The 24,682-nt window shown below is 45.9% G+C and carries 22 protein-coding genes; 15 read left to right on the top strand and 7 right to left on the bottom strand.

The window, feature by feature from the left end; all coding sequences use genetic code 11:
• Positions 1-52: 52 nt before the first annotated feature.
• The 7 genes from pyrH to mnmC are packed head-to-tail and all read left to right on the top strand — an operon-like array spanning position 53 to position 8,833.
• Positions 53-769 carry a UMP kinase gene (gene pyrH / locus CCVT_RS02990; protein ID WP_009650300.1) on the top strand — a complete coding sequence of 239 codons (717 nt, stop codon included), beginning with the start codon at positions 53-55 and terminating at the stop codon, positions 767-769.
• 18 nt (positions 770-787) lie between these two features.
• Complete coding sequence (locus CCVT_RS02985; protein ID WP_009650284.1) at positions 788-1,003, top strand: DNA-directed RNA polymerase subunit omega; 216 nt, start codon at positions 788-790, stop codon at positions 1,001-1,003.
• On the top strand, positions 990-3,179 hold the full coding sequence (locus tag CCVT_RS02980; protein WP_011992046.1) for a RelA/SpoT family protein: 2,190 nt from the start codon (positions 990-992) through the stop codon (positions 3,177-3,179). Before CCVT_RS02985 ends, CCVT_RS02980 begins: the two co-directional genes overlap by 14 nt.
• 15 nt (positions 3,180-3,194) lie before the next feature.
• Entirely contained in the window at positions 3,195-4,400 is a 1,206-nt protein-coding gene (gene tyrS, locus CCVT_RS02975; protein WP_018136804.1) for a tyrosine--tRNA ligase, read from the top strand.
• A complete protein-coding gene (locus tag CCVT_RS02970; protein WP_009650131.1) occupies positions 4,400-5,497 on the top strand; it encodes a nitronate monooxygenase in 1,098 nt (365 codons plus the stop codon). Before tyrS ends, CCVT_RS02970 begins: the two co-directional genes overlap by 1 nt.
• Positions 5,490-6,965, top strand: coding sequence for an N-acetylmuramoyl-L-alanine amidase (locus CCVT_RS02965; RefSeq protein WP_018136805.1), 1,476 nt, complete (start codon positions 5,490-5,492; stop codon positions 6,963-6,965). Before CCVT_RS02970 ends, CCVT_RS02965 begins: the two co-directional genes overlap by 8 nt.
• Positions 6,965-8,833, top strand: coding sequence for a bifunctional tRNA (5-methylaminomethyl-2-thiouridine)(34)-methyltransferase MnmD/FAD-dependent 5-carboxymethylaminomethyl-2-thiouridine(34) oxidoreductase MnmC (gene mnmC, locus CCVT_RS02960; protein WP_018136806.1), 1,869 nt, complete (start codon positions 6,965-6,967; stop codon positions 8,831-8,833). The genes CCVT_RS02965 and mnmC overlap by 1 nt, the downstream gene beginning before the upstream one ends.
• A gap of 4 nt (positions 8,834-8,837) precedes the next feature.
• On the opposite strand, the gene CCVT_RS02955 is transcribed toward mnmC, so the two are convergent.
• Together CCVT_RS02955 and putP are read right to left on the bottom strand one after the other, a co-directional pair.
• Positions 8,838-10,094 carry a Cj0814 family flagellar-dependent secreted protein gene (locus CCVT_RS02955; protein WP_018136807.1) on the bottom strand — a complete coding sequence of 419 codons (1,257 nt, stop codon included), beginning with the start codon at positions 10,092-10,094 and terminating at the stop codon, positions 8,838-8,840.
• A gap of 88 nt (positions 10,095-10,182) precedes the next feature.
• Positions 10,183-11,670 carry a sodium/proline symporter PutP gene (putP, locus tag CCVT_RS02950; protein WP_018136808.1) on the bottom strand — a complete coding sequence of 496 codons (1,488 nt, stop codon included), beginning with the start codon at positions 11,668-11,670 and terminating at the stop codon, positions 10,183-10,185.
• 157 nt (positions 11,671-11,827) lie between these two features.
• Here putP and CCVT_RS02945 point away from each other — a divergent pair, with 157 nt between their 5' ends.
• Genes CCVT_RS02945 through thiE form a run of 5 tightly spaced genes read left to right on the top strand, consistent with a single transcriptional unit; the run spans position 11,828 to position 15,410 of the window.
• Positions 11,828-12,538, top strand: coding sequence for an amino acid ABC transporter permease (locus CCVT_RS02945; protein ID WP_009650248.1), 711 nt, complete (start codon positions 11,828-11,830; stop codon positions 12,536-12,538).
• Positions 12,531-13,259: an amino acid ABC transporter ATP-binding protein gene (locus CCVT_RS02940; RefSeq protein ID WP_018136809.1), complete on the top strand. Its 729-nt coding sequence runs from the start codon at positions 12,531-12,533 to the stop codon at positions 13,257-13,259. The genes CCVT_RS02945 and CCVT_RS02940 overlap by 8 nt, the downstream gene beginning before the upstream one ends.
• A 15-nt stretch (positions 13,260-13,274) precedes the next feature.
• Positions 13,275-14,042, top strand: coding sequence for a basic amino acid ABC transporter substrate-binding protein (locus CCVT_RS02935; protein ID WP_018136810.1), 768 nt, complete (start codon positions 13,275-13,277; stop codon positions 14,040-14,042).
• Between the two features lie 31 nt (positions 14,043-14,073).
• Complete coding sequence (gene thiD / locus CCVT_RS02930; protein ID WP_018136811.1) at positions 14,074-14,808, top strand: bifunctional hydroxymethylpyrimidine kinase/phosphomethylpyrimidine kinase; 735 nt, start codon at positions 14,074-14,076, stop codon at positions 14,806-14,808.
• Positions 14,805-15,410, top strand: coding sequence for a thiamine phosphate synthase (gene thiE / locus CCVT_RS02925; RefSeq protein WP_018136812.1), 606 nt, complete (start codon positions 14,805-14,807; stop codon positions 15,408-15,410). Before thiD ends, thiE begins: the two co-directional genes overlap by 4 nt.
• Positions 15,411-15,820: 410 nt before the next feature.
• On the opposite strand, the gene CCVT_RS02920 is transcribed toward thiE, so the two are convergent.
• Entirely contained in the window at positions 15,821-17,149 is a 1,329-nt protein-coding gene (locus CCVT_RS02920) for an aminotransferase class V-fold PLP-dependent enzyme (protein ID WP_018136813.1), read from the bottom strand.
• A 112-nt stretch (positions 17,150-17,261) separates the two neighbouring features.
• On the opposite strand from CCVT_RS02920, the gene CCVT_RS02915 reads away from it, so the two are divergent.
• Genes CCVT_RS02915 through CCVT_RS02905 form a run of 3 tightly spaced genes read left to right on the top strand, consistent with a single transcriptional unit; the run spans position 17,262 to position 19,769 of the window.
• Complete coding sequence (locus CCVT_RS02915; RefSeq protein WP_018136814.1) at positions 17,262-18,101, top strand: DUF234 domain-containing protein; 840 nt, start codon at positions 17,262-17,264, stop codon at positions 18,099-18,101.
• Positions 18,094-19,092: a sensor histidine kinase gene (locus CCVT_RS02910; protein WP_018136815.1), complete on the top strand. Its 999-nt coding sequence runs from the start codon at positions 18,094-18,096 to the stop codon at positions 19,090-19,092. Before CCVT_RS02915 ends, CCVT_RS02910 begins: the two co-directional genes overlap by 8 nt.
• The gene (locus CCVT_RS02905; protein WP_018136816.1) at positions 19,089-19,769 is read left to right on the top strand and encodes a cysteine hydrolase family protein; all 681 of its coding nucleotides are present in this window, start codon (positions 19,089-19,091) and stop codon (positions 19,767-19,769) included. The genes CCVT_RS02910 and CCVT_RS02905 overlap by 4 nt, the downstream gene beginning before the upstream one ends.
• 4 nt (positions 19,770-19,773) lie before the next feature.
• On the opposite strand, the gene CCVT_RS02900 is transcribed toward CCVT_RS02905, so the two are convergent.
• The 4 genes from CCVT_RS02900 to dnaE all read right to left on the bottom strand — a co-directional run bounded on the left by CCVT_RS02900 (position 19,774) and on the right by dnaE (position 24,657).
• Entirely contained in the window at positions 19,774-20,142 is a 369-nt protein-coding gene (locus CCVT_RS02900; RefSeq protein ID WP_018136817.1) for a hypothetical protein, read from the bottom strand.
• Positions 20,143-20,165: 23 nt separating this feature from the next.
• Entirely contained in the window at positions 20,166-20,348 is a 183-nt protein-coding gene (locus tag CCVT_RS02895) for a YciI family protein (RefSeq protein ID WP_018136818.1), read from the bottom strand.
• Between the two features lie 124 nt (positions 20,349-20,472).
• Complete coding sequence (locus tag CCVT_RS02890; RefSeq protein ID WP_227898145.1) at positions 20,473-20,934, bottom strand: NAD(P)H-dependent oxidoreductase; 462 nt, start codon at positions 20,932-20,934, stop codon at positions 20,473-20,475.
• Positions 20,935-21,051: 117 nt separating this feature from the next.
• Positions 21,052-24,657, bottom strand: a complete 3,606-nt coding sequence (dnaE, locus tag CCVT_RS02885; protein WP_018136819.1) for a DNA polymerase III subunit alpha — start codon at positions 24,655-24,657, stop codon at positions 21,052-21,054.
• Positions 24,658-24,682: the final 25 nt, after the last annotated feature.

Genomic DNA, 24,682 nt, shown 5'->3' with positions numbered 1-24,682 from the left:
ACTAAATTTAAAGCCTTTTTGGCTAAAATGCGTGAATTTCAAGGAGCAAAACATGAGTGACAAAAAGCGTGTATTGGTGAAATTTTCCGGTGAAGCGCTCGCCGGAGATAGCGGCTTTGGCATAGATACGGCGATACTGAAATTTATCGCCGATGAGATAAAAGAGCTCGTAACAAACGGCACCGAGGTATGTATCGTGATCGGCGGGGGCAATATCATCAGGGGCGTGAGTGCGGCAAAAGACGGCATCATAAGGCGCACGAGCGGTGATCATATGGGCATGCTGGCGACTGTGATAAATTCTATCGCGATGCGCGAGGCTTTAGAGCGTGGCGGACTTGACGTGAGGGTGCAAAGCGCGATAAAAATGGAAGCTATCTGTGAGACCTTCATCGTGGGTCGTGCGAACAGACACCTTGAAAAAGGCCGCGTCGTTATATTTGCCGCGGGGACTGGCAACCCTTTCTTCACGACCGATACGGCAGCTACGCTAAGAGCTATCGAGATAGGCTCTGATATGATCATCAAAGCCACCAAGGTAGACGGCGTTTACGACAAAGATCCAAATAAATTCAAAGACGCGAAACTACTAAAATCGCTAAGCTACGAAAAGGCGATGAGCGACGATATAAAGGTCATGGACGACACGGCTATCGCACTTGCCAAAGACAACTCACTGCCTATTTTGGTCTGCAATATGTTCAAACAAGGCAACCTGCTAAAAATCATCAGCGAAGATGCAAAAGCGCTGTATTCGATAGTAAAATAAAATTTTAAAAGGATAAAAATGAGAACCGAACAAATCACGGCAAAAGCACTAAAACAAATCGGAGACGACAGATACAAGCTGTCTTTGATCGTGGCAAAGCGTGCTGAAGCGCTTGCAAACGGCGCGCAAGCGCTCATAGACGGTGATACTTCCAAGATGAAATTTGCCGACATCGCACTCATGGAAGTCGCAGAGGGAAAGATAGGGCTAGAGGCTATTGTTGAAGGAAAATAGTATATTCATAGAGCAGCTCATAGACGAGATATCGGCATGTAGAAACGTGCCCGATGTAATGGCGTTGCTCTTTTCGCTCTGCGAGCAAACACCGCTACTGCAAAAAGCCATAGACACCTGCGTGACTTCGCACTCCGGTCAATACCGAAAAAGCGGCGAACCGTATGCGATACATCCTATCTTGGTAGCTTGCATCGTCTCGTATATGGGTGGCGATGAAAATATGGTCATCGCCGCACTGCTACACGATGTGGTCGAGGATACCGACACTACGTTAGCGCAGGTACAAACGGAATTTGGCGAAGAGGTCGCAAAGCTGGTCGAAGGGCTTACCAAGATCGTAGCCATAAGAGAGGACAAGCTCGCAAGCTCGGATAGCAACGAGCGCTTAGCCTCGTCCGCCCTTACGTTTAGGCGTATGCTTTTAATATCCATCGAAGACGTGCGCGTGCTTGTCGTAAAACTTTGCGACAGGTTGCACAACATGCTCACTCTCGATGCGCTAGCTCCAGAAAAGCAAAAACGCATAGCCGAAGAGACACTGATGGTTTACGCTCCGATAGCGCATAGGCTTGGAATTTCATCTATCAAAAATTTGCTCGAAGATCTAAGCTTTAAATACGCCATGCCCGATGAATACGCCAAAATTTACAACTACCTGGATAAACACAAGCAGCAGCTCGCGCTAAAGCTCAACGCCTTTTATGAAAAAGTCGGTCAAATTTTACTTCAAAACGGCTTTAGTGAGGGAAGCTTTGAAATTCAAAAACGTATAAAGCACTACTACTCGATATACCTAAAAATGCAGCGAAAGGGCATCTCTATCGAGGAGGTGCTTGACTTGTTAGCTATACGCATCATCGTGCAAAAACCGCTTGATTGTTACCTTGCGCTTGGAAATTTACATATAAATTTCAACCCTTTGATCTCGCGCTTTAAGGACTACATCGCACTTCCAAAGCAAAACGGCTATCAGACTATCCATACGACGATATTTGATAACAAAAGCATATTTGAAGCGCAGGTTCGCACCTACGATATGCACAAAACCGCCGAATACGGTGTCGCCGCGCACTGGAAATATAAAAACGGCGAAGGCAGCCTGCTAAACCCTAAGCTAGACTGGCTAAACGATATCGGTATGCAAAACGGCGAAAGCGAGAATAATCCTGAAGAGCTTTACGAATACGCAAAAGACAGCCTTTATATCGAGGATATCGCGGTATATTCGCCAAAAGGCGAGGTCTTTACCTTGCCGCGCGGAGCGACTGCGCTTGATTACGCGTATGAAATTCACACCGAGATAGGCCTTTACGCCAAAGAAGCTTATATAAACCGCGTCAAGATGCCGCTTCTAACAGAGCTTAAAAACGGCGATATCGTGCGCATCGTGACAGGAGACGAGGCAAAGTATCGCTGCTCATGGATGAATAGCGTGCGAACCGGTAAAGCACGCGCGACTATCCGATCGTTTTGCAAGCAAAAGATAAAAGAGATAAATCACAAAATTGCCGTCGACATCCTAAAATCGGTCTTTAGCGTATCCTCTCAAAGGATCTTGGACTGGATAGAGCGCGAAAATTTAAGCAAGAAAATTTTTAAAGCCGCGACCGACTCCGTGTATCTGCAAGAGGTAGCCAACGCCCTTAAAAAATACATCCGCAAAGAGCGTCCGTTTTTGATAGCACTTGGCGACAAATACCAGATCAAAAAGCAGAAATTTGAAAATATCGTGATATACTCGAACCATAAAATAAATAACGTCGAGTTTGATTATTGCTGCAACCCTAAACGAGGTGACAGCATCGTAGGGTTTAAAAACGGGCACACCGTGACCGTGCACCATAAGCTCTGCGAAAGAGCGGGCAAACTGATGGATAAAAACGAGGAGATCATCTTCGTCAAATGGACCAGAAATGCACCGTATAGATATAAAATTTTGCTAAATTTAGAAAACCGCAAAGGCTCACTGGCAGAATTCCTGACCTATCTGGCGCGGCTTGATGTGAATTTAGCTACAATCATGCTAAACGAAGCCAATGACGTTACGGGAGATTTGTTTGAGCTTAGCGTCGAGATAGCCGAAAATATCGATGCCAACGATATAAGAGACAAGCTAAAAGAGCGCTACAAGATAATCGATTTCGTATCGCAAAGCGACCCGTATCATAACTAAATTTAAGGAGAAAAAATGGTTGATTTGATGCAAATAATGCAAGAGGTCAAACGAGGCGTCGCCGAGATGATCGACGAGGATCGTATATTTAATTTGATCAAAAATTTCTATGAAAAAGGCGAAAATTTTTATGTGAAAGCGGGTTTTGACCCGACAGCACCCGACCTTCATCTAGGCCACACCGTAGTACTTGGCAAGATGGCGCTTTTGCAAAAGCACGGTGCGATCGTGCAGTTTTTGATAGGCGATTTCACTGGGCAGATCGGCGATCCTAGCGGCAAATCCGCCACCAGAAAGAAGCTCGATAAGCAGACCGTGCTAAAAAACGCCAAAACCTACGAGGAGCAGGTTTTTAAAATTTTAGACCCCGCAAAGACAAAGATAATGTTTAACTCGACCTGGTCAAACGAGCTAGGCGCGGCTGGAATGATCGAGCTGGCTAGCACATTTCCGGTAGCTCGTATGCTCGAGCGAGACGACTTTGAAAAGCGCATAAAGGCCGGCACGCCGATCTCGATAAGTGAGTTTTTATATCCGCTCATGCAAGGCTATGATAGCGTCGCGATGAAATGCGACATCGAAATGGGCGGTACGGATCAAAAATTTAACCTTCTCATGGGACGCACGTTGCAGCGAATTTACAATGTCGGTAAAGAGCAAGCCGTCATCATGATGCCGCTACTTGAGGGGCTTGACGGCGTAAATAAAATGAGCAAAAGCCTAGGTAACTACATCGGCGTGACGGACGCACCAAACGAGATGTTCGCCAAAACGCTAAGTATCAGCGACGAGCTCATGTGGCGCTGGTATGATCTTTTGAGCGAAAAGAGCACAGGCGAGATAGCCGCGCTAAGAGCTAGCGTAGATGTAGGCAAATACCACCCTAAAAAAGCCAAAGAGGATCTAGCCTACGAGATCACGGCTCGCTATCACGGCGAGGCTGCGGCGAAAGCGGCATGCGAGGAATTTAATAGCGTTCACGTGCAAAATCAGATACCAAGCGATCTTGAAACCTTTGAGATGAGCTCTCCTGCTTGGATAGTTGAGGCCTTGACTCACTGCAAGCTATGCCCTACGAATTCTCAAGCACGTCGCGATATCGCCGCAAACGCCGTGAGCGTGGATCAAAAAAAGATAAACGACGAGCAGCTAAAGCTTGAGAGCGGAATTTACGTTTTACAAGTAGGCAAGAAAAAATTTGCGAGGCTAAAGGTCGTCTGATGGAATTCAAACCGCTAAAAATAGGACAATACGAGATAAAATACCCGATATTTCAAGGCGGCATGGGGCTTGGTATCAGCTGGGACAAGCTAGCGGGCAACGTGAGCCTAGAAGGCGGCCTTGGGATAATCAGCTCCGTAGGCACGGGATACTATGAAAACCGCGCATATATCAGTAAGGAGCTAAACGCAAAACCTTTTGGCAGCGAAAATTTTTACTCAACGGCGGGCCTGAAAGCTATCGTCGCAAACGCTCGTAAAATTTGCGGTGATCTGCCCCTTGGCGTAAATATCATGTATGCGGCAAACGATTACGCAAGAGTCGTCAAAGACGCATGTGAGGCCGGGATCAACATCATCGTCTCAGGCGCCGGACTACCTACGAATCTACCCGAATTTACCGAAAATTTCAAAAACATTGCGCTAGTGCCTATCGTCTCAAGCGCCAAAGCCCTTAAAATCATCTGTAAGCGCTGGATGCAGCGCTACAAACGCCTGCCCGACGCAGTAGTGCTGGAAGGTCCTCTAAGCGGAGGCCATCAGGGATTTACCTACGAGCAGTGCATAGATCCAGAGTATCAGCTAGAAAAGCTCATCGCACCAGTCAAAGAGGAGATAAAGGAGTGGGGAGATTTCCCGCTCATCGCTGCCGGCGGTATCTGGGATAAAAAGGATATCGAAAAGGTTATGCAGCTTGGCGCAGACGGCGTGCAAATGGGCACTCGCTTCATCGGCACCTACGAATGTGACGCAAATATCCGCTTCAAAGAGGTCATCTTAAACGCCAAAAAAGAGGACATCGAGCTTATAAAAAGCCCGGTAGGCTATCCTGCACGCGGTATCCGCACAAATCTACTAAATTTAGTCGATAAGCGACAAGGCCCGAAGATCCAGTGTATCAGCAACTGCGTGAGCCCTTGTCAGCGCGGCAAAGAGGCCAAGCAAGTAGGATATTGCATTGCAGATAGGCTGTTTGACTCGTATTCTGGTAACGTAGATACCGGGCTATTTTTCACCGGGGCAAACGGCTACAAACTAAAAGAGATAATAAGCGTCAAAGAGCTTATGGCAAAGTTGGTACACGGCGAAGATGACTAGGATAATTTTTGTCGTTTTGATGCTAGCGATTAGCCTTTTTGGCGCGAACGAGGCTCAAATTTTTTCAAATTTCGACAGGAATTTCACCACGTCTACAAAGGCGCAAAAGAGTAAATTTCACAACGACATCAAGCAAATTTACGTCCAAGCCATCATCAACAACGATAAAAATTTAAAAAGGCAGACCCTCTCAAGGCTCATCATAAGTTCAAAAGCCCTAGGCCTTGACAGTAGCTCTTATCTAAATGACTTAAACGAGCTAAACGGCGCAAAACCCGCCAAAACAAACAGTCCGAGGGCTCAAACCCAGCAAACGCAAACGCCTATCAAGCAAACGCTAAGCACCAGGCCGCTTTATCTGCTAAGCGCCACAAAAAACGGCGACACCTTGGTGTTAAAATTCAACCAGCCGCTTGACACGTCAAAGCTAAAGACCTCGGCGCTAAATCAAAAAAATATCTATCGAAACATCATGGATATAGAGGGCGTCCTAAATGGCGGCAGCCTCACGTATAAAAATTTCATCACGCAAGAGGTGCGTATAGCGCAGTTTTACAAAAATACCATACGCATAGTCTTTAGCGACAGGGCGCAAAAAACGATAAAAGCAAACGTTATAGGTGACGCTTTGGTCATAAGCAGTGAAAATTTCATCTCGAACGAAAAGATAAACGCACCGCTTACCAAGCAGCCAGTTAAAGTGCAACAAAGCACGCCCGCACTGCCCGCTCAAGCCCAGCCCGCTAAAACTCCCGCCGCACCGACAAACCAGCCAAGGCCGCACCATGTCACGGGCGGTAAAACGATAGTCATCGACCCGGGACATGGCGGCAGCGATCCCGGCGCCATAAGCGGTAAAATGCAAGAGAAAGTCGCCGTTTTGGCCGTGGGTAAAAAGCTTGGTGAAATTTTGAAAAAACGCGGCTATAAGGTCTATTTCACGCGCTCGAACGACACTTTCATAAATTTACGCACGCGCACGAAATACGCAAACGATAAAATGGCCGATCTCTTCGTCTCCATCCACGCAAATGCCGCTCCAAACGCGGTAAAAGCGGCCAGCATGCACGGCATAGAGACGTTTTTCCTCTCGCCTGCGCGCTCCGAGCGCAGTAAAAACGCCGCCGCACTGGAAAATAAATCAGACATCGAAGAGATGAACTATTTCTCTCAGCAGACATTTTTAAATGTCCTAAACCGCGAGAAGATCATCGCCTCAAACAAGCTTGGTATCGATATGCAGCGCGAGCTACTGGTTCAAGCCAGAAAGGTTTATAGCGCGAGCGACGGCGGCGTCAGAGAAGCGCCGTTTTGGGTGCTCGTGGGTGCTCTAATGCCCGCAGTGCTCGTCGAGATAGGCTACATCACGCACCCCGTGGAGGGTAAAATGCTCTACGACGACGCGTATCAAAACGCCTTGGCGCTTGGCATCGCAAACGGCGTGGATTCTTATTTTGCTAAAAACTGATGAAAAATGCAGTCATAAGCTTCAAGGGCAAAACCGCGTTCAATGCGCAGTTTGACGACATTTATTTTAACACCGACAAGCCCTGGTGCGAGAGCGAATACGTCTTTGCGAAGGGACTTGATGAAATTTGGCACGAGCAAGATCGCTTCATCGTGGCTGAAACGGGCTTTGGTGCGGGACTGAATTTCCTCACGCTTTGTAAGAAATTTCAAAACAGCGGTAAGAGGCTTCATTTTGTGAGTATCGAGGCAAACCCTATAGCAAAGCACGATCTAGCCAAAATTTATGAAAATTTAGGCAGATTCAAAGCTCTCGCCAAAAAGCTTGCCAAGCTTTATCCGCCACTCGTTCGAGGTATCCACAGGATAGAATTTAGCGAGTTCATCACGCTTGATCTTTGCTTTGGCGATGTGCTTGAAATTTTACCCGAGCTTGATTTCAAGGCCGATGTTTGGTTTATGGACGGCTTTGCTCCGAGCAAAAACGAGGCTATGTGGAGCGAGCCGGTGTTTAAGCACATCGCGCGCCTGACGCGTTTGGGCGGCATGGTGCGGACGTATTCATGCGCCAAGATCGTGCGCGAGCGCCTTGTTCGGGCGGGCTTTTGGCTAGAGCTTCGCAAAGGATACGGCAAAAAGCGGCAAATGAGCCACGCCGTCTTAAAGCAAAACTGTGAAATTTCAAAAGATCCGTGGTTTGCAAGATGTAAAACAGCGCTAAATTTAGCCCGCACACCGAGAGCTCTCATCATAGGAGCGGGCATCTCGGGGCTAGCTACGGCCGTAGAGCTTAGCAAAAACGGCTTTGACGTGACGCTAGCCGAGGCAAAAGGCGCGGTCGCCACGAACGGCTCCGGCAACCACTGCGGCGTTTTGATGCCGCTCATCACAAAGCCCGAGGTAAATTTAGGACGTATGCATCTAAATGCCTTTTTGCAGGCGGTCAGGTTTTATAGATCCGCTATGAGCGAGCGATATATAAAATTTAGCGGCTGCATCGACTACGCATACGACGAGCTGCTAGCTAAGCGCTTTGAGAGCTGGCGCGATGAAAACGCCGATGAAATTTTCACATTTGACAAGGACGTAAAGCCCTATCCTGCGATGTTTATAAAAGGCGGCGCATACGCCAGACCGCGAAAAATGTGTGAAAAGATCGCTAAAGATTTAAACGTCCTTTTCACTCACGAATACCTTAGCCACAAGCACCTAAAAAACGGCCAAATCAGTGTGAAATTCAAAAACGCCAAGAGCCTAAAGACCGATATCCTAGTCTTTGCGACTGGTAGTAAAAGCGCTGAAATTTTCAAAGGAAAAAATATGCTGCTAAGCTCTGTCCGCGGGCAAGTCACTCACATCGAGCCGCTCGTAGATACCCACATGCCTTTTAGCGCATTTGGCTACGTCTGCCCTAGCATCGGGGGCGTGCAGGTGATCGGCGCGACATACGCCAGAAACGAAATTTGCGATGAAGCCAGATACGAGGACGACGCCGAGAATTTAAGCAAGGTGAGCGAATTTTTAGACATCAAAAAAGCGCGTATCATCGGCTCAAAGGTCGGCTACAGGAGCTACAGCAGTGACCGTTTTCCTGTCATTGGTGCGCTTTATGATGAGGAATTTTACAAGCAAAGCTATAAAGATCTCTTTTGGAGCAAGCACAAAGACACGAACCCTACGGCCGTTTATGAGCCAAATGTCTTTGTAAATATCGCTCACGGCTCGCGCGGGCTTTGCACTGCGATACTTGGAGCCAAGCTTATCGGCGATCTCGTGCTTATGCGTCCGCTTTGCATAGAAAAGTCGCTATTTAACGACCTCCACGCAGCGAGATTTTTAGTGCGAAGGCTAAAGCGCGGGCAAAGATAGAAATTTACGCTTTGACATCGATCGTTTTATTGCTAAATTTATAGCTGTCAGTTAAATTTATAAACGCCGTTTTTACTTCGTTTATGTCTAAATTTACGCCACGCTGCTTTGACATTTTGCTTAGAAATTCAAGCATTTCATTTAGTGTGTCTTTTGAAGTTTGAGTTGTGCTTTTGATGGTTTGCGTATCTAAATTTTGCTGCATAGCTTTTCGCTGTTCTAGCCTTGCTTTTTGGGCTCTTTCTTGCAGCTTTTTGAGCATCTCTTTAAAATCCTTATCCATTTGCTCAAATAAAATTTGCAAAGGGTCTTTTGGAGTGTCCGCTTCCTCTTTTTTAGATGTACTTTTAGCTCTTTGATTGATATTATCAAATGTGCGATGAAATTTTATAAATTCTTTCATTGGCTCGCTTAGCGCATTAAACTCTTCATCTGAAACTCTATCAGGGTCATGATTTAAAAGCCAAAGCTCTATTTGCTTTCTATATTCATCACCGCTCATATTTTTATCGCACGAATTCATATATCCTATATATGTTGGCTTTCCTTCGGTTGCATTATAATTTGAATTCAAGATACCAATTAAAAGCCCACCTTTCGTAACAGAGCCATCGTCATTCGTGTATCTTTCACGTGAGGTGTTAAATGCAAGTCCGTATGGACCAAATTTCTCCTTACCGCCATTTTCGCTATCAAATATATCAGTCGATGGTTTTAGCTTATTGCCATTTGTATAATAATTGATTGTTGAGCGGTTGTAAAAAGTGGTAGTCATAGTCTTGTCTTTGTTTTGCGCCATCCTAGGGTCAAAGTCCGAGCGAGCAGACATATAGGCATTTATGGTGTCATATTTTTTGGTGATTTTTAACGTCTTTTTATCGTATTCGTAGCCTTGTGTAAATTTTGAGATCTCGTCTGTCGTAAAGCCCTCTTTTGAATTTAGAGTATTTTCATCTACAAGTTGGGTTAATAGCTTATATGCGTTGCCAACTATCTTTGCAATATCTATTTCTTTAAAAGCAGTATAAAGAGTATTTTTATTTGTCCTTACGGTAACGAAAGATTTAATTGTATCAGAGTGAATTTTGTAATCATCTGGTATGCCCGCGGCTTTATTGAATTCGCTCGTAAAGTAGCCGTCCTTATCGATCTTGTAGCCTAGAACACTATCATTGACATCACGAGCGATATTATTTTTGACTTTATTATAGGTCACCGATATGTCTGCAAAAGCAGTTTGCGTACTGTTTAAAATTTCCATAGATAGCCTTTGTTGATATTTATTGTCAAATATCGGCTATTTTTAAAATTTTTGTATGTTTAGATCAAAATTTTAAGCCCGTGTGGCTTCAAAGCCTTGTTTTCATCTTCTCAAATTCGTCTTTTATGACCTGCTCATGCGGCTCGCTAGTCATTTTGTTTATCGCATCGCCCCAGATGCTCACGATCACGATAGCTACGCTGGAGACGATGATACCGGGCAAAATTTCATACACATAGGCGTTTAGTCCCGAGCTTATCCAAAAAAGCACCGTCGCACCACCGGCTATCATGCCTACAAGCGCGCCAAGCGCACTCATGCGCTTCCAATAAAGACTAAAAAGCAAAACCGGTCCAAAGCTCGCGCCAAAGCCCGCCCATGCGTTGCCGACTACGTTCAAAACGCTATCGGTTGAGAGAAAAGCAAGCAAGGTAGCCACGAGTGCCACTGCGACTACGGCATACCGGCTAAGCGCTACTTGCATCTTTTCGCTCACGTCCTTTTTATAAAAGGCAAATATGAAATCCTTAGTCACCGAGCTTGAAGTCACTAGAAGCTGGCTTGATATCGTGCTCATGATCGCAGAAAGCACCGCCGATACGATGATACCTATAAAAAATGGCGGAAATAGTAGCTCGCCAAGCTTTAAAAACACGGTCTCAGGATCGCTTAGCCCGCCTCTGGTGCTAAAATACACAAATCCGATAAGCCCGCTCATCATCGCTCCGATGAGACCTATCGCCATCCAGCCGATACCGATCCTACGGGCTTGAGCGAGCTCTTTGGAGTCTCGTATCGCCATAAATCTCACAATGATATGAGGCTGTCCAAAATACCCAAACCCCCATGCCAAAAGCCCCAAAATGCCCCAGAAGCTCTGTCCTGCGAACATATCAAGATGACTAGGGCTTAGCCTGTATAGCTCTCTCCAAAAATTCGTATCGCTTGGGATGTCTAAATTTAAAAATCCCACGACCGGGATCGCCACTAGCACGAAAAACATGAGAGCTCCTTGAAACGCATCGGTGATACAAACCGCGCGAAACCCGCCAAAAAACGTATAAAAAACGACTATCATCAAGGTAAATATCGCTCCATAGTCAAACGGCAAGCCAAAAAAACTCTCAAAGCTCTTGCCGCCGGCGATGATACCGCTTGAAACGTAAAGCGTGAAAAACACCAAGATGACCAGCCCCGAGACTATGCGCAAAATTTTAGTCCTATCCTTGAAGCGATTTTCCAAGAAATCAGGTATCGTTATGCTGTCGCTTGCGACTTCGGTATAAACGCGCAATCGCTTGGCAAGAAATAAATAATTACAATACGCTCCTATGGTAAGGCCTATCGCCATCCACGCAGTAGCGATCCCCGTGGCGTAAAGTGCACCTGGCACACCAAGGAGCATCCAGCCGCTCATGTCGCTAGCTCCGGCACTTAGCGCGGTCACGATCGGACCTAGGCGGCGGTTATCCAGCAGATATTCGCCCATGTTTGCATTTTTATTATAAGAATAACGTCCGACAAACAGCAAAAATCCAAAATATATAGCGATCGCGATATAAGAGCTCAAACTCATAAATTTCCTTTTATATGAATACGCCCGAAATATTATTATAAATTTATTTAAATCACAATCAATCGCGCGAGAAACGGCTAAAATTTTACGGGATTTAAGCAAAACGATATTAAATTTTTCATATCATTATAGGCTATCTTGATTCAAAAGGGCGGAGTTGCTTAACGAAAAATTTTTCAGGATTTTATTTTTTGTCGTTATCGTGACGCTTGGCGTTTATTATTTTTATCCAACCGAGCTGAACGAGATCCAGCGTGCAGCATATCTTAAAAGCTACGGCGTCACGCTAGGCCTTACGCTTGGAGGCATCTGCATCGGTATAGCGCTTGGCTTTTTGCTCGCGTTTTTGAAATTTCTAAATATTAAAATTTTAAGCTTCATAATTGACGAATACATCGACATTCTACGAGGAACGCCGATCATTTTGCAGCTTCTCATTTTTTCGGTGGTGATATTTGCCACATGGAGCGATAACTTTTACGTCGCAGTGATCGCACTGGGGCTAAACAGCTCGGCCTATGTCGCCGAGATCGTTCGCAGCGGTATAAATAGCGTCGATAAAGGGCAAATGGAGGCCGCGCGCGCGATGGGGCTCAGCTACTCGGCATCTATGCGCGAGATCATCTTCCCGCAAGCGATAAAAAATATCTTGCCTGCACTTGGAAACGAGTTCATATCGCTGTTTAAAGAAACCTCCGTCGTGGGCTACATCAGCGTCATGGATATAACCTTTCAAAGCAAGAGCTTTCAAGCCATTTTGTATAATCCAAAGCCGGTCATCTTTGCCGGAGTGGTCTATTATATCAGCGTCAAAATTTTATCGTTTTTGACGAAGACACTGGAAAAAAGGTTGAACCGCCATGATTGAGATCAAAAATTTAAGCAAAAATTATGGGAATTTACAGGTTTTAAACGATATCAGCGTCAGTATCAAAAAAGGCGAAGTCATCGCTATCATCGGCCCAAGCGGTGGTGGTAAAAGCACCTTTTTACGCTGCATTAACCGCCTAGAAGAGCCAAGTAGCGGGCAAATAAGCATAAATGGCGAAGATATACTGAGCAAAAAAGCCGATATAAACAAAATTCGCCAAAAAATCAGCATGGTTTTTCAGCATTTTAATCTCTTTGCCAACAAAAACGTGCTGGAGAATTTGACACTTGCACCTATAAAGGCCGGAATTTTGAGTAAAAATGAGGCCGAGACTAGAGCAGATGAGCTGTTAAAAAGCGTGGGGCTGCTTGATAAAAAATACGCCTATCCTCACAAGCTCTCGGGTGGTCAAAAGCAGCGCATAGCGATCGCACGCGCACTTGCTATGAACCCGGAGGTCATTTTATTTGACGAGCCGACAAGCGCTCTTGATCCCGAGATGATAGGCGAGGTGCTTGACATCATGAAAGACGTCGCGTCGCGTGGTATCACGATGCTGGTTGTCACGCATGAAATGGGCTTTGCAAGAAACGTGGCAAATCGTATATTTTTTATGGAATCAGGCAAGATCGCAGTAGACGATACGCCTGAAAATGTCTTTAAGAGCCCTAAAAATCAACGTTTGCAAGAGTTTTTAAGTAAAATTTTAAATCACTAAAACAAAGGAGAAAACATGAAGAAGTTATTTGCATTTTTAGTTGCCGCCCTATTTTTCGTAGGCTGCGGCGATAGCGCCGATAAGTCGAGCAGCGCCAAAGCAAGCGCTCCAAGCAGTAGTGAGCAGGTCTTTAAGGTAGGTGCCAGTGCGGACTATCCTCCGTTTGAATTTATCGATGACAAAAACAAGATCACGGGCTTTGACATCGATCTTTTAGAGGCGATAGGTAATAAAATAGGCGTTAAATTCGAGGTTCAAAACATCAGCTTCGATGGCCTCATACCGGCTTTGAAAACCGGCAAGATAGACGCTATCATGAGTGCGATGAGTGCGACCGAGGATAGAAGAAAATCGGTGGATTTCACAAAGCCTTATTATTCGACTGAGAATTTATTTATCCGCAAAAAAGGCTCTGACGTCAACGACTCTAATGTCGGCTCTAAACAAATCGGCGTGCAGCTTGGCACTGTCCAAGAGATAGCCGCTAGAGCTATAACAGGCGCTAAAGTCGTCCCTGCCGAAGCGATAGGAAGCTCGATACTAGCGCTAAAAGCAGGCAAGATCGATATCGTCTTGGTCGATAGCTCGATAGGATATGGCTACCTCAAACAAAATCCCGATCTGGAAGAATTTTTAAAGCTTCCTGACGGCAGCGAGGGCTTTTCTATCGCATTCGACAAAGATAAACATGTCGATCTCATAGGCAAGATAAACATGGCCATCGATGAGCTCAAAAAAGACGGCACTTTTGACAAGCTACTTCAAAAATATGATCTAAAATAGTAAATTTAGTCGGTAAATTTCAAGGGGAAAAATGAAAAACATACTCATCATAGCAGGCTCTGATAGCGCAGGAGGCGCAGGAGCGCAAGCTGATATCAAGACCTGCGAGGCGTTTGGTTGTTACAGCGCGACCGCGATGACGGTCTTTGTTTGCGAAAATACGCAAGTGACTTACGATATTTCAAGTGTGCCGGCAAATTGCGTGAACTCCCAAATAAGGGGCATTACCGAGGAGCTTGAGATCGACGCCGTAAAGATAGGTATGCTCTTTGATGTGCAAACGATAAAGGTCGTTGAAAAATGGCTACCGAAATTCAACGTCCCTATCGTCATAGACCCAGTTTGTATCAGCAAATCAAACGTCAAGCTCATCAAAGATGACGCCATAGACGCCCTAAGAGAGATCTTGAAATTTGCGACCATCGCCACGCCAAACAGATATGAGGCGCAGGCGCTTTTTCACAACGATTTTAGCTCGCTCGTCTGCGATGTCATCGTCAAAAAGCATGTCGTAAACGGCGAGAGCATAGATACGCTACACAAAAAGGACGGCTCGCAGCTAAATTTCGCCACCGCGCTTGCCGATCCTTTCATAATGCACGGCGCAGGCTGCACGTTTTCGACCGCGATAGCCTGCTGCCTGGCTCAGGGACTTTCGCTAGAAGAGTCCATCACGAAAGCCAAAAACTACGTCTATCAGGCGATCAAAACGGGGCTTGAGACGAAATTTGGCAAGACACTGCTAAATCATAAAGTCAAAATTTGAGCCAAATTTACGCCATAAGCGACGACACTCTGACCCCAGACGCGACGATAATCTCTCAGGCGACTGAAATTTTACGAAGCGGGGTCAAGTTTTTTCAATACCGAAGTAAAAAACCCGTCAAAAACGAGAAGATCGCGCGCGAGCTACTGGCGCTTTGCGATGATTTTGAAGCGAAATTTATCGTGAACGATGATGTGAAATTTGCCGCTTCTATCGGTGCAAAGTGCGTTCATATCGGCATCGATGATATGGATATAAGCTCGGCTCGTGAAATTTTAGGAAACGATGCATTTATCGGGGCGAGCTGCTACAACGATCTGAATTTAGCGCTAAAAGCGCAGCAAAATGGCGCTAGCTACGTGGCTTTTGGCTCGGTTTTCAAAAGCCGGACAAAGCCTGACGCAGTCATTTGCCCACTTGAGACCATAAAGCAAGCAAAAGAAATTTTAAATATCCCGATATGCGCCATAGGAGGCATAAACGCCTCGAATATCGCACAAATTTCAGTCCTCAAGATAGATCTCATAGCCGTCATAAACGCTGTTTATCGCCCAAAATCTATAGGCGAGAATTTAGCACGGCTCAAACGAGCGATGAAGTAAAGCTAAGACACGGCACCTGCGAATTGTAAAATGATAGACTTAATTTGTTTTGGCTTTGCCTTAATGAAGTATTGATTTTTAAAATTTTAAACATTCTAGCGAAGTCAAACCTTATGAAGCGACGCTATCGCCGCCGAAATTAAGGGAAGCGGCAGCTGACCGCTAATTTTTGCTTCACTTCGTTTGCAACTGCAAGCAGAGCGTGCTATATGTTCGGCTATTCGCTCCGTGCAAACCCTGTTCGCGTCCGTACTAGGTCGCTCTTGGAGCGAACAGGGTTTTTGCTTCACTTCGTTTGCAACTGCAAAGCAGAAGCGAAGCAAGTGTAAATGATTTATTATAATAGAGCCTTGTATTATTACCTATTTTGATATCTCAGGCCATGGCCTTTAAAATTTTAAATTCGCCCGCTATATGCAGCCGCCGGGCTCTTGCTCGCTTGGTAGGCGCGCTCTGTCGTTTGCAGTCAGTATGCTGTATCTTTCGATACTTTTTTTGATGGCGCTTATCAGATAGTCGATATCATCAAACGTATGCGTATAATGTAGGCTCACGCGCACCCAGCCCGGCTTAGCGGCTAGCGGCGCATCGTCTTTAAGTCCCAAAAGCTCGTGTCCGTAGGGCCCGGCGCAAGCGCACCCTGCTCTCGTTTGGATACCAAAGTCATTGCTCAAGATCGAGGCGAAATCATAAGGAGAGACGCCCTTTACGTTAAACGCAAATATCGGCAGGCGCTTGAGCTCTCTTGGGCAGTAGTTGATTACCTGCGGGATCTCGTTCAGGCGCTTTTCAAAATATCTGCCAAGCTCGTCCTCGTTCTCACAAATCGCGCTAAAGCCTATCTCGTTTCGTAGGCCGTAAGCCAAAGACGCGCGTATGAGCTGCGTTATAGGCGGTGTGCCGCCCTGCTCCAGCTGCTCGGTATCTTTGACGAAAACATGCGAATTTCGGCTCACGTAGCTTACCGTCCCGCCAGCTGCAAACGTAGGCTCCTCGCCATCAGCCAAAATTTTCTTAAGCGCCAACAAACCGCAACTACCCACTCCGCCAAGCAGCTTGTGAGGGGATAAAAAAAGTGCATCGAAATAATCGCAATCTACGTTACCATAGGCACTAAAGCTCGCCGCATCGAGTGCGACGATGCCACCCCTAGCCTTTACCATCGTGTAAATTTTCTTATAATCCGTAATGACGCCAGTGACGTTTGAGGCGACGCTAAAGCTTGCTATGATCTCGCGGCCGGCGTTTATCTTTAAAATTTGCTCCAAATGCTCAAGATCCACGCCTGCGTTTTTATCTAGGCGTATCCTAGCGACATCGCAAAGCGCCTCGCGAAAGCTCACTTCGTTTGAGTGATGCTCGTAAGGGCCTAAGATCACAAGCGGAGAATTTGTATTCGTCCTCACATCATAGCGTTTACGAGTCTTTGGTGGAATGTAAAGCCCCATGATCTCTTGAAATTTCTTTATCGCCGCACTAGAGCCAAAGCCGCACGGAAACAGATAAAACCTATCATCAAGCCCCAAAAGAGCCTTTATCTGCGCTCTTGCACCCTCGTATAAATTTTGCGTTTTCATGGCGTTTGAGGAGCTATCAGAATGCGTGTTGGCGTAGGTTTTGAGCACTTGCATCATCTGCTCCTCGATATCTTTATACGCAAGCCCCGAGGCCGTGTAGTCAAAATAGTGCACGCCGTTTTTTAGGATTATGTTTTTTCTGATGTGTTCTAAATTTACCAACAAAAAGCCTTTAAAATTTGAGCTTTATTATAGCCCTTTTTGCTAAATTTTATGTTACAATGACCGAGCAAAGGAGTCAAAAATCAAATCGCTAAGATCGACATACGAACGCATGAAGCACCTTGATATCGAGGAGCTCATCAAATTTCACTTTGTATTTGACGAATTTATGCTAAATGGTGCTTATTACGACGTTTTTGAAGCCATAGAACATGAAATTTTAGATGATTATAAGGCTTTGATGCCTAGATTTTACTTTGAAAGCGATGTCGACAACGCTATAAAAATAGCGCTCATCAAGCTAGCTAGAAGCGATAGGAAAAGGTTTCGCGTCCATAAAATTTTACCCCAAACGATAGCCAATAAAGTATACGCTACGCTTTTGCAAAAGGAATTTTTACTCATAGAAAAGAGCCGCGAACAGCCTGCCAAAAGGCAGAAAAATCAAAACCTAAAAAAGAGCGAGCGCAGATATAGGGTAGAAGACAAGATCCACTTTAGTAGCCATTTTTCAAGGTTTTGGTTTAGATTCATAGAGCCGAATTTAGAGGCACTGAAATCAGGCAAAAAAGATGAAATTTTAGTGCTCATAAGAGCGGGATTTGACGAATACGCAAGCCTTGGATATGAGATGCTTTGCGGAGAGCTGATGGCGAAGAAATTCGGCATACAAGGTATCTTGCTAAGTAGCTTTTGGAAAAAAGATGTCGAGATAGACATGCTTTTTAGGATAGATGACAAAATAATCGTGGGTGAAGCCAAATACAAAGAGCGTAAGGTCTGTAAAAACGTGCTGAATTTATTGCTTTATAAATGCGCCAAGCTTGGCATCGCGCCTGACATCATCGCGCTGTTTTCAAAAAGCGGCTTTAGCAAGGAGCTTTTGAGCCTAAAAGACGAGCGCGTGAGACTATACGAGATAAAGGACTTCGAGGAGCTGATAAATGAGTGAGCAAAAAGACATACAAGACGGGCTAAAAAGCCTGATAGAGCAAACCTACCTCATTGAGCAAGAGTATAAGAACCTGCATGCCTCGTATGAAAATCTACAAAAGATAGTGAAGGACGTGGTCGATGTCATGCCGACCGCACTTTGGGTGTTAAATGATGACGGCAGCCTCTTTTTGCAAAATTCGCAAGCCGCAAAAAAGAGCGAGCTTTTTAAGCATATAAATTTCAGCAGTGATCAGGAGATAGAATTTCGCGGGGCCGTCTATCTCGTAAAGATCGCCGATAAAGACGGCAAAAAAATCGTCTCGGCAGTCGATATCACCGAGCAAAAACGCAACGAGCGCCTAGTCTCCATGGGTCAAGTGGCCGCGCACCTGGCTCACGAGATCAGAAACCCCATAGGTTCGGTCTCCCTGCTCGCTTCCACTCTTTTAAAACGAGCCGACGCTAAAACGCAGCCCATCGCCAGCGAGATACAAAGGGCGATCTGGCGGGTCGAACGTATCATAAAAGCGACGCTACTTTTCACCAAAGGTGTGCAGATAAACGCCGGAGTTTTCAACTTCCTGGAGCTTAAGAGTGAATGCGAGGAAGCGCTTAGATACTACGCTTATTCAAAGGATATCGATATAAATTTAGGCTTTGAGAGCGGCTTTTACAATGGCGATAAGGACCTGCTCGCCATGGTCTTTCAAAACCTGCTCTTTAACGCCGTAGATGCGATCGAGGAAAGCGACGACGAGAGCGGCGAGATCAGCCTAAGATACGAGAAAACGGACAAAGAGCATAAATTTTACCTCTACGACAGCGGAGTTAGTATAAAGGACAAAGGTGCGGTCTTTGAACCGTTTAAAACGAGTAAGCAAAAGGGCAACGGGCTAGGTCTAGCACTTTGCGTGCAGATCATCGCCGCGCACAAGGGCAGCATCGAGGTGACGCTAGAACCAAAGGCGTTTTATGTAAATTTACCAATATTTAAGGATAAACAATGAATTTAACGCAAAAAGAGGCTGACTTCATAGTCAGTATCAAAAGATGGCACGAGGGGCTAAAACCACTTAAATTTGATGAAATTTTTAAAAACGGTGCGCACAATGTCGCCTTTATCAGTGTGGATATGATAAATGGCTTTTGTCATGAGGGTACGCTTTCTAGCCCAAGGTGCGCTGCTATCGCTTCAAAGCTCGCTCAAACTTTTAAAATAGCACACGATGACTTCCATCTTAAAAATTTCGTCCTCATAGAGGATAGTCACGATGAAAATTGCGCGGAATTTAGCGACTTCCCGCCACACGCTATAAAAGGTGGCAAGGAGGCCGAGACGATAGACGAGCTAAAAAATTTGGATTTTTATAAAGAGATGAAAATTTTTAAGAAAAATTCGCTAAGCTCGGCATTTTGCAAAGGATTTAACGACTTCATCGCGCAAAATCCGCAGATCGATACCTTCGTCATCTTTGGCGACTGCACCGATCTATGCGTCTATCAGCTGGTATCTCACCTAAAACTTCAAGCCAACGAGCACGACATCAAGCGCCGTGTCATAGTCCCAGACGCTCTCGTGCAGACCTACGACTCGCCGCAGCATGACGGAGATTTGTATCATTTAATATTTTTACATCATATGAGCATAGGGCTTGGCGCAAAGGTCGTAAAAGACATCGTTTGAGCGATCATTTTACGAGTTTTAGCCCCTTTGTGCCTCTTACTAAACGGATCTTGCCGTCTTTTGAGGCGTAGCCGCTAGGGTTTTGCTGCAAGACCCTATTTTCAGGCAAGCTTGCGCCAAAGACCTCGACTAGCTTTTTGTCACTGGAAAATAGCAGATATATCGCCAAAGTATCGTTATCAGGATCATCCAGCCTCGCCTGAGTGACCTCAAAGGGCTGGACGCATTCGCCTCGTAAAAACGAGTAGCTATAACCGGCCGAGCCGATACATCCGTGAGCGTCTCTATCGTTGCCAGTCATTTTTCCCTGCGAAGTGGCGCAGCCTGCCAGCAAACCACCCAGAACTGCTAACGCTAAAATTTTGCCTTTCATTTTCGCTCCTTAGTTTAGATTTATCATTTTCCTGCAAAGGCGCTTAGATCGGCAGCCATCGCGGCTTTAAATTCTCTTATCTCATACTCCGCCATATCAGGAAGATAAACGTCTTCGGCCAAAATTTTATCAAGCTCGGCTCTATCCTTTAGGTTTGCGATGATGATGCCCGCATGCGGCTCGTCCTGATACAGTCCAAGCAGCACGAATTTGCCCTCCTTGAAAAATTTTTACCAAACCATTCGCGGTGGCGCTCAAACATCGCTTCAGCCTTGTCCGCAGGCACTTTTTCCATCTTTAAAGTGATATTTATCAGATACATCTTTTCTTCTATAAATTTTTTATGAATTCATTTAGTCTTGCCGCGTGTTCTTTGGCTTTGGCGCGCATTTGAGCGAGTTTGGCTTCGTCATTACGGCTAGCATACGATAGTCCGCCACTATAAACATATCCGCCCCATTTCATGCCGGTCAGGCTCGCAAGCTGCTCAAGCGGGATCAGGAACTCGCCTACTTCATGATTTTGCAAAGCGCCTTTTTTATACATCTCTTCAGGCGCTCCGCTCGTAAATGAAGCAATCAAAATTTTACCCTTTAGCTTATCGCCAGTGCTGCCGTGTGAGAAGCCATGCACTAGCACATCCTCGAACCATTTTTGCATCAAAGACGGCACACTATACCAGAAAAACGGAAACTGAAGCACGATGACATCGGCCTTCATAAGGCGCTCTTGCTTGGCTTTCACGTCTATCTTAAAATCAGGATAGAGCTTGCCAAGCTCCTCGATCCTCACATCGGTGAAATTTTTGTAAATTCCTCCAAAATGATCTTGTTTGCAAATGAGTTTTTGACATCGGGATGACCCGAGACGACTAAGACGTTTTTCATTTTTTCTCCTTTAAATCGCCGCTCACGCCCCTAAGGCTAGCTTTTCTATCTCGCTACCAAGCTCGTCATTTACCAAAAAGCTCGTGTTATAGACCAAAATTTCGCCCGCATTTTCATTCTTTATCTTTAGAACCAGTCGCTTTTCGTTGCCTAGAGCATGCCTTGTAAAGGCTAGATGATAAATTTCAGCGATCTTGTGCTTATTTAGCTCATTTAGATTCAAGAGTATCTCTAAAACGCCGTAGTTTCTGACCTTAACAGGCTCGGCGCTGTTTGCGGCGGCTCTTGAAAATTTATTGCCCTGCCTTATCTGCCTTGTTTTAAAGTCTAAATTTACAGCATCTTCGAGGGAGTAAAATTCGTTTAAATTCGTCCTCACGAACTGATCGTCGCGAGAGATATTGATCTTAAAAGCATAAGGTAGATCGCGCTTCACGCCGTCGCTCCAAACGTCCTCGACATTTGCAAGCTCGCGTTCAAATATCGCGATCTCGATGTTGCCGTGAAAGTCAAGCACGTTTATCGTGCCCATTTTTTTGCCGCTCTTTGTTATACGTGTGCTAAAGTCCTCGATCTTGCCGACGACCAAGATCTCGGCGCTTTGCGGTAAATTTTCAAATTCCGAGCTGAGGGTGTATTTGATCTGGCTTATCTTCTCGCGGTAGTCATCAAGCGGATGTCCCGAGAGGTAGATACCCACGCTTTCTTGCTCGAATTTTAATATCTGCTTGATGTCGTATTCGCCGTCCACAGGATCAAAATTTATCTTCACGTCGTTCATGCTCTCGTCCTCGCCAAATAGGCTCTGGGCCGCATTTTTGCGTATCTGAGCGGCGTTTTTGCAAGCTTCGATTATATTTTCTATGTTTGCTAAAAGCATCTTGCGAGTATGGCCGAATTCATCGAAGCAGCCCGCCTTTATGAGGCTTTCAAAGACCTTTTTATTGACCTTGAATGCATCTATCCTTGAGACCAGGTCGTTAAAATCTTTAAATTCCCCGCCGTTTTCGCGCTCATAGATGATGTTTTCGATAGCTGCACCGCCCACGCCCTTTATCGCGCCAAGGCCAAAGATGATACCATCGTGTCCGCCGTTGTCCACGACGCTGAATTCCTTCATCGACTTGTTGATCGACGGTGCCAGGACATCGATTTTTAGGCGTTTGCTCTCATCGATGTAGCGAACGATCTTATCGACGTTGCTCTCCTCGCTGGTTAGTAGCGCAGCCATAAATTCAGCCGGGTAATAAGCCTTTAAAAAGGCCGTTTGAAAGGTCACGTAAGCGTAGGCTGCGGAGTGTGATTTATTAAAGCCATAACCCGCAAATTTCAAGATCAGATCAAACAAATCGCCAGATTTTTGCACGTTAAAGCCCTCTTTTTTAGCGCCTTCGACAAAGAGCTCTTTTTGCTGGCGAAGTAGCTCTGGGTCTTTTTTACCCATCGCACGGCGGACGAGGTCGGCGCCTCCTAGGCTAAAGCCGCCGATCTTTTGGACTATCTGCATGACTTGCTCTTGATAGACGATGACTCCGTATGTCGGCGCTAGGATCGGCTCAAGCTCCTTAAACGCGTATGTGATCGCCGCTTCGCCGTGTTTTCTTTTGACGAAGTCATCCAGCATGCCGCTTTCCATCGGTCCCGGGCGGTAGAGCGCCAGCATCGCGACGATATCCTCGAAGCAGTCCGGACGCAGGCTGGTGCCTAGCTTTCTCATGCCCTCGCCCTCTATCTGGAAGATGCCGATCGCCTGGCCGCTTTGTATCATGTCATAAACAGGCTTGTCGTTTTTATCTATCTGCTCCCAAATGACGTCCTTACCGGTGCGGCGTTTGACCAGCTTTATGGCGTTGTCGATCACCGTAAGCGTCTTTAGCCCGAGAAAGTCGAATTTTATCAGGTCGACATCCTCGAGGTATTTGAGGCTATACTGCGTCACGTAGCGATCCTCGGGGCTGTTTGGCTGGCGAAAGAGCGGCGTTTTGTTCCATAGCTCTTCGTTTGAGATGACTACGCCCGCTGCGTGCTGGCCGGCATTTCGGTTTAGGCCCTCAAGATCGAGCGCAAATTTCCAAATTTTAGCCGCCTTTGGATTTTTGTCGATCAGCTCTTTGATCTTTGGCTCTTTTTCAAATGCATCTTTTAGCGTGATGCCAAGCTCGTCAGGTATGAGCTTTGCCATCGCGTCAGCCTCGGCGTATGGCATGTCGCAAACACGTGCGACATCGCGTATGACGCCCTTTGCAAGCAGTTTACCAAAGGTGATGACGCCCGCGACGTTATACTTGCCGTATTTTTGCGTGACGTAGTCGATGATCTCGCCGCGTCTGCTTTGGCAAAAGTCCACGTCGATATCAGGCATGCTCACGCGCTCAGGGTTTAAGAACCTCTCAAAAAGCAGGTTGTATGGTATAGGATCAAGGTCGGTGATCTTTAGCGAATAAGCGACCAAGCTGCCAGCGGCGGATCCTCGTCCGGGGCCTACCGGTACGCCGCGGCTCTTGGCCTCGTTTATAAAATCCCAAACTATCATCATATAGCCCGGGAAATTCATCTTATTTATGATCTCGATCTCTCGCTCGAGGCGCTTTTTATACTCCTCGTGTAAATTTTCAGGGACGAATTTCAGCCTCTCTTCAAGCCCTTTTTTGCACTCATACTCGAAAAATACGGCATCGTTTTTAAAGCTATATCTGTTTTTGGGCTCCGGTAAATTTAGCCCGCGCTCGGCCGCACATTCAAGAGTAAATTTAAAATTTGGAGGCGTAGGGTTACCCAGCTTTATCTCGAGGTTGCACTTTTGCACGATCTCTTTTGTATTTTCGATGACTTCCGGGATGTCTAAAAACAGGCGCTTCATCTCGTCTTCGCTCTTTACGAAAAACTCATGCACGCTGTGGCGCAGGCGGTTTGGATCGTCAAGTAGTTTGTTCATAGCGATACACATAAACACCTCGTGTGCGTCGGCACGCTCTTTGAAGGTGTAGTGCGTATCGTTCGTGGCGATGACCTTTATGCCAGTTTCCTTTGCGATCCTTAGGATATCGTCATCTATCCTGCGCTGATCGCCGATGCCGTGGCGCATGATCTCAAGGTAAAAATCATCGCCGAAAATTTCTTTGTATTCCAGCGCGACCTCTTTTGCCTTTTCGTAGCCTTTGGCGCCGTATTTCAGGTTTCGCTCGCTTAAATTTAGATGCCAGCTCACCTCGCCTTGAAGGCAGGCTGACGAGCAAATGATGCCCTCGCTGTGCTCTTTTAAAATTTTTTTATTGATCCTAGGATAGTAGTAAAAGCCCTCGATGTAGCTCATCGAGCTAAGATACATCAGATTTTTATAGCCGGTCTCGTTTTTAGCGATCAAGATCAAGTGGAAGCGCTGTTTGCTGCTCTTATCGCCCAGATCATCGGCGTTGTGGATATAAGCCTCGATGCCAATAAGCGGCTTTATGCCCTCTTTTTTCATCGTTTTGTAAAAATCTATCGCCCCGAACATATTGCCGTGATCGGTTATGGCTGCGCTCGTGTCACCGCGCTCATGCAGGACGTGAGCCAGCTCTTTTATCTTATTCGCCCCGTCAAGCAGTGAATACTCGGTGTGTAGATGAAGATGTGTGAAATCGCTCATTTTGCTTCCTTTTTAATAGCCAAAT

This window comes from Campylobacter curvus (genome assembly GCF_013372125.1).
GTDB lineage: Bacteria > Campylobacterota > Campylobacteria > Campylobacterales > Campylobacteraceae > Campylobacter_A > Campylobacter_A curvus.
The sequence above is the reverse complement of the archived record's forward strand: the minus strand, read 5'-3'. Positions and strand labels throughout refer to the sequence as shown.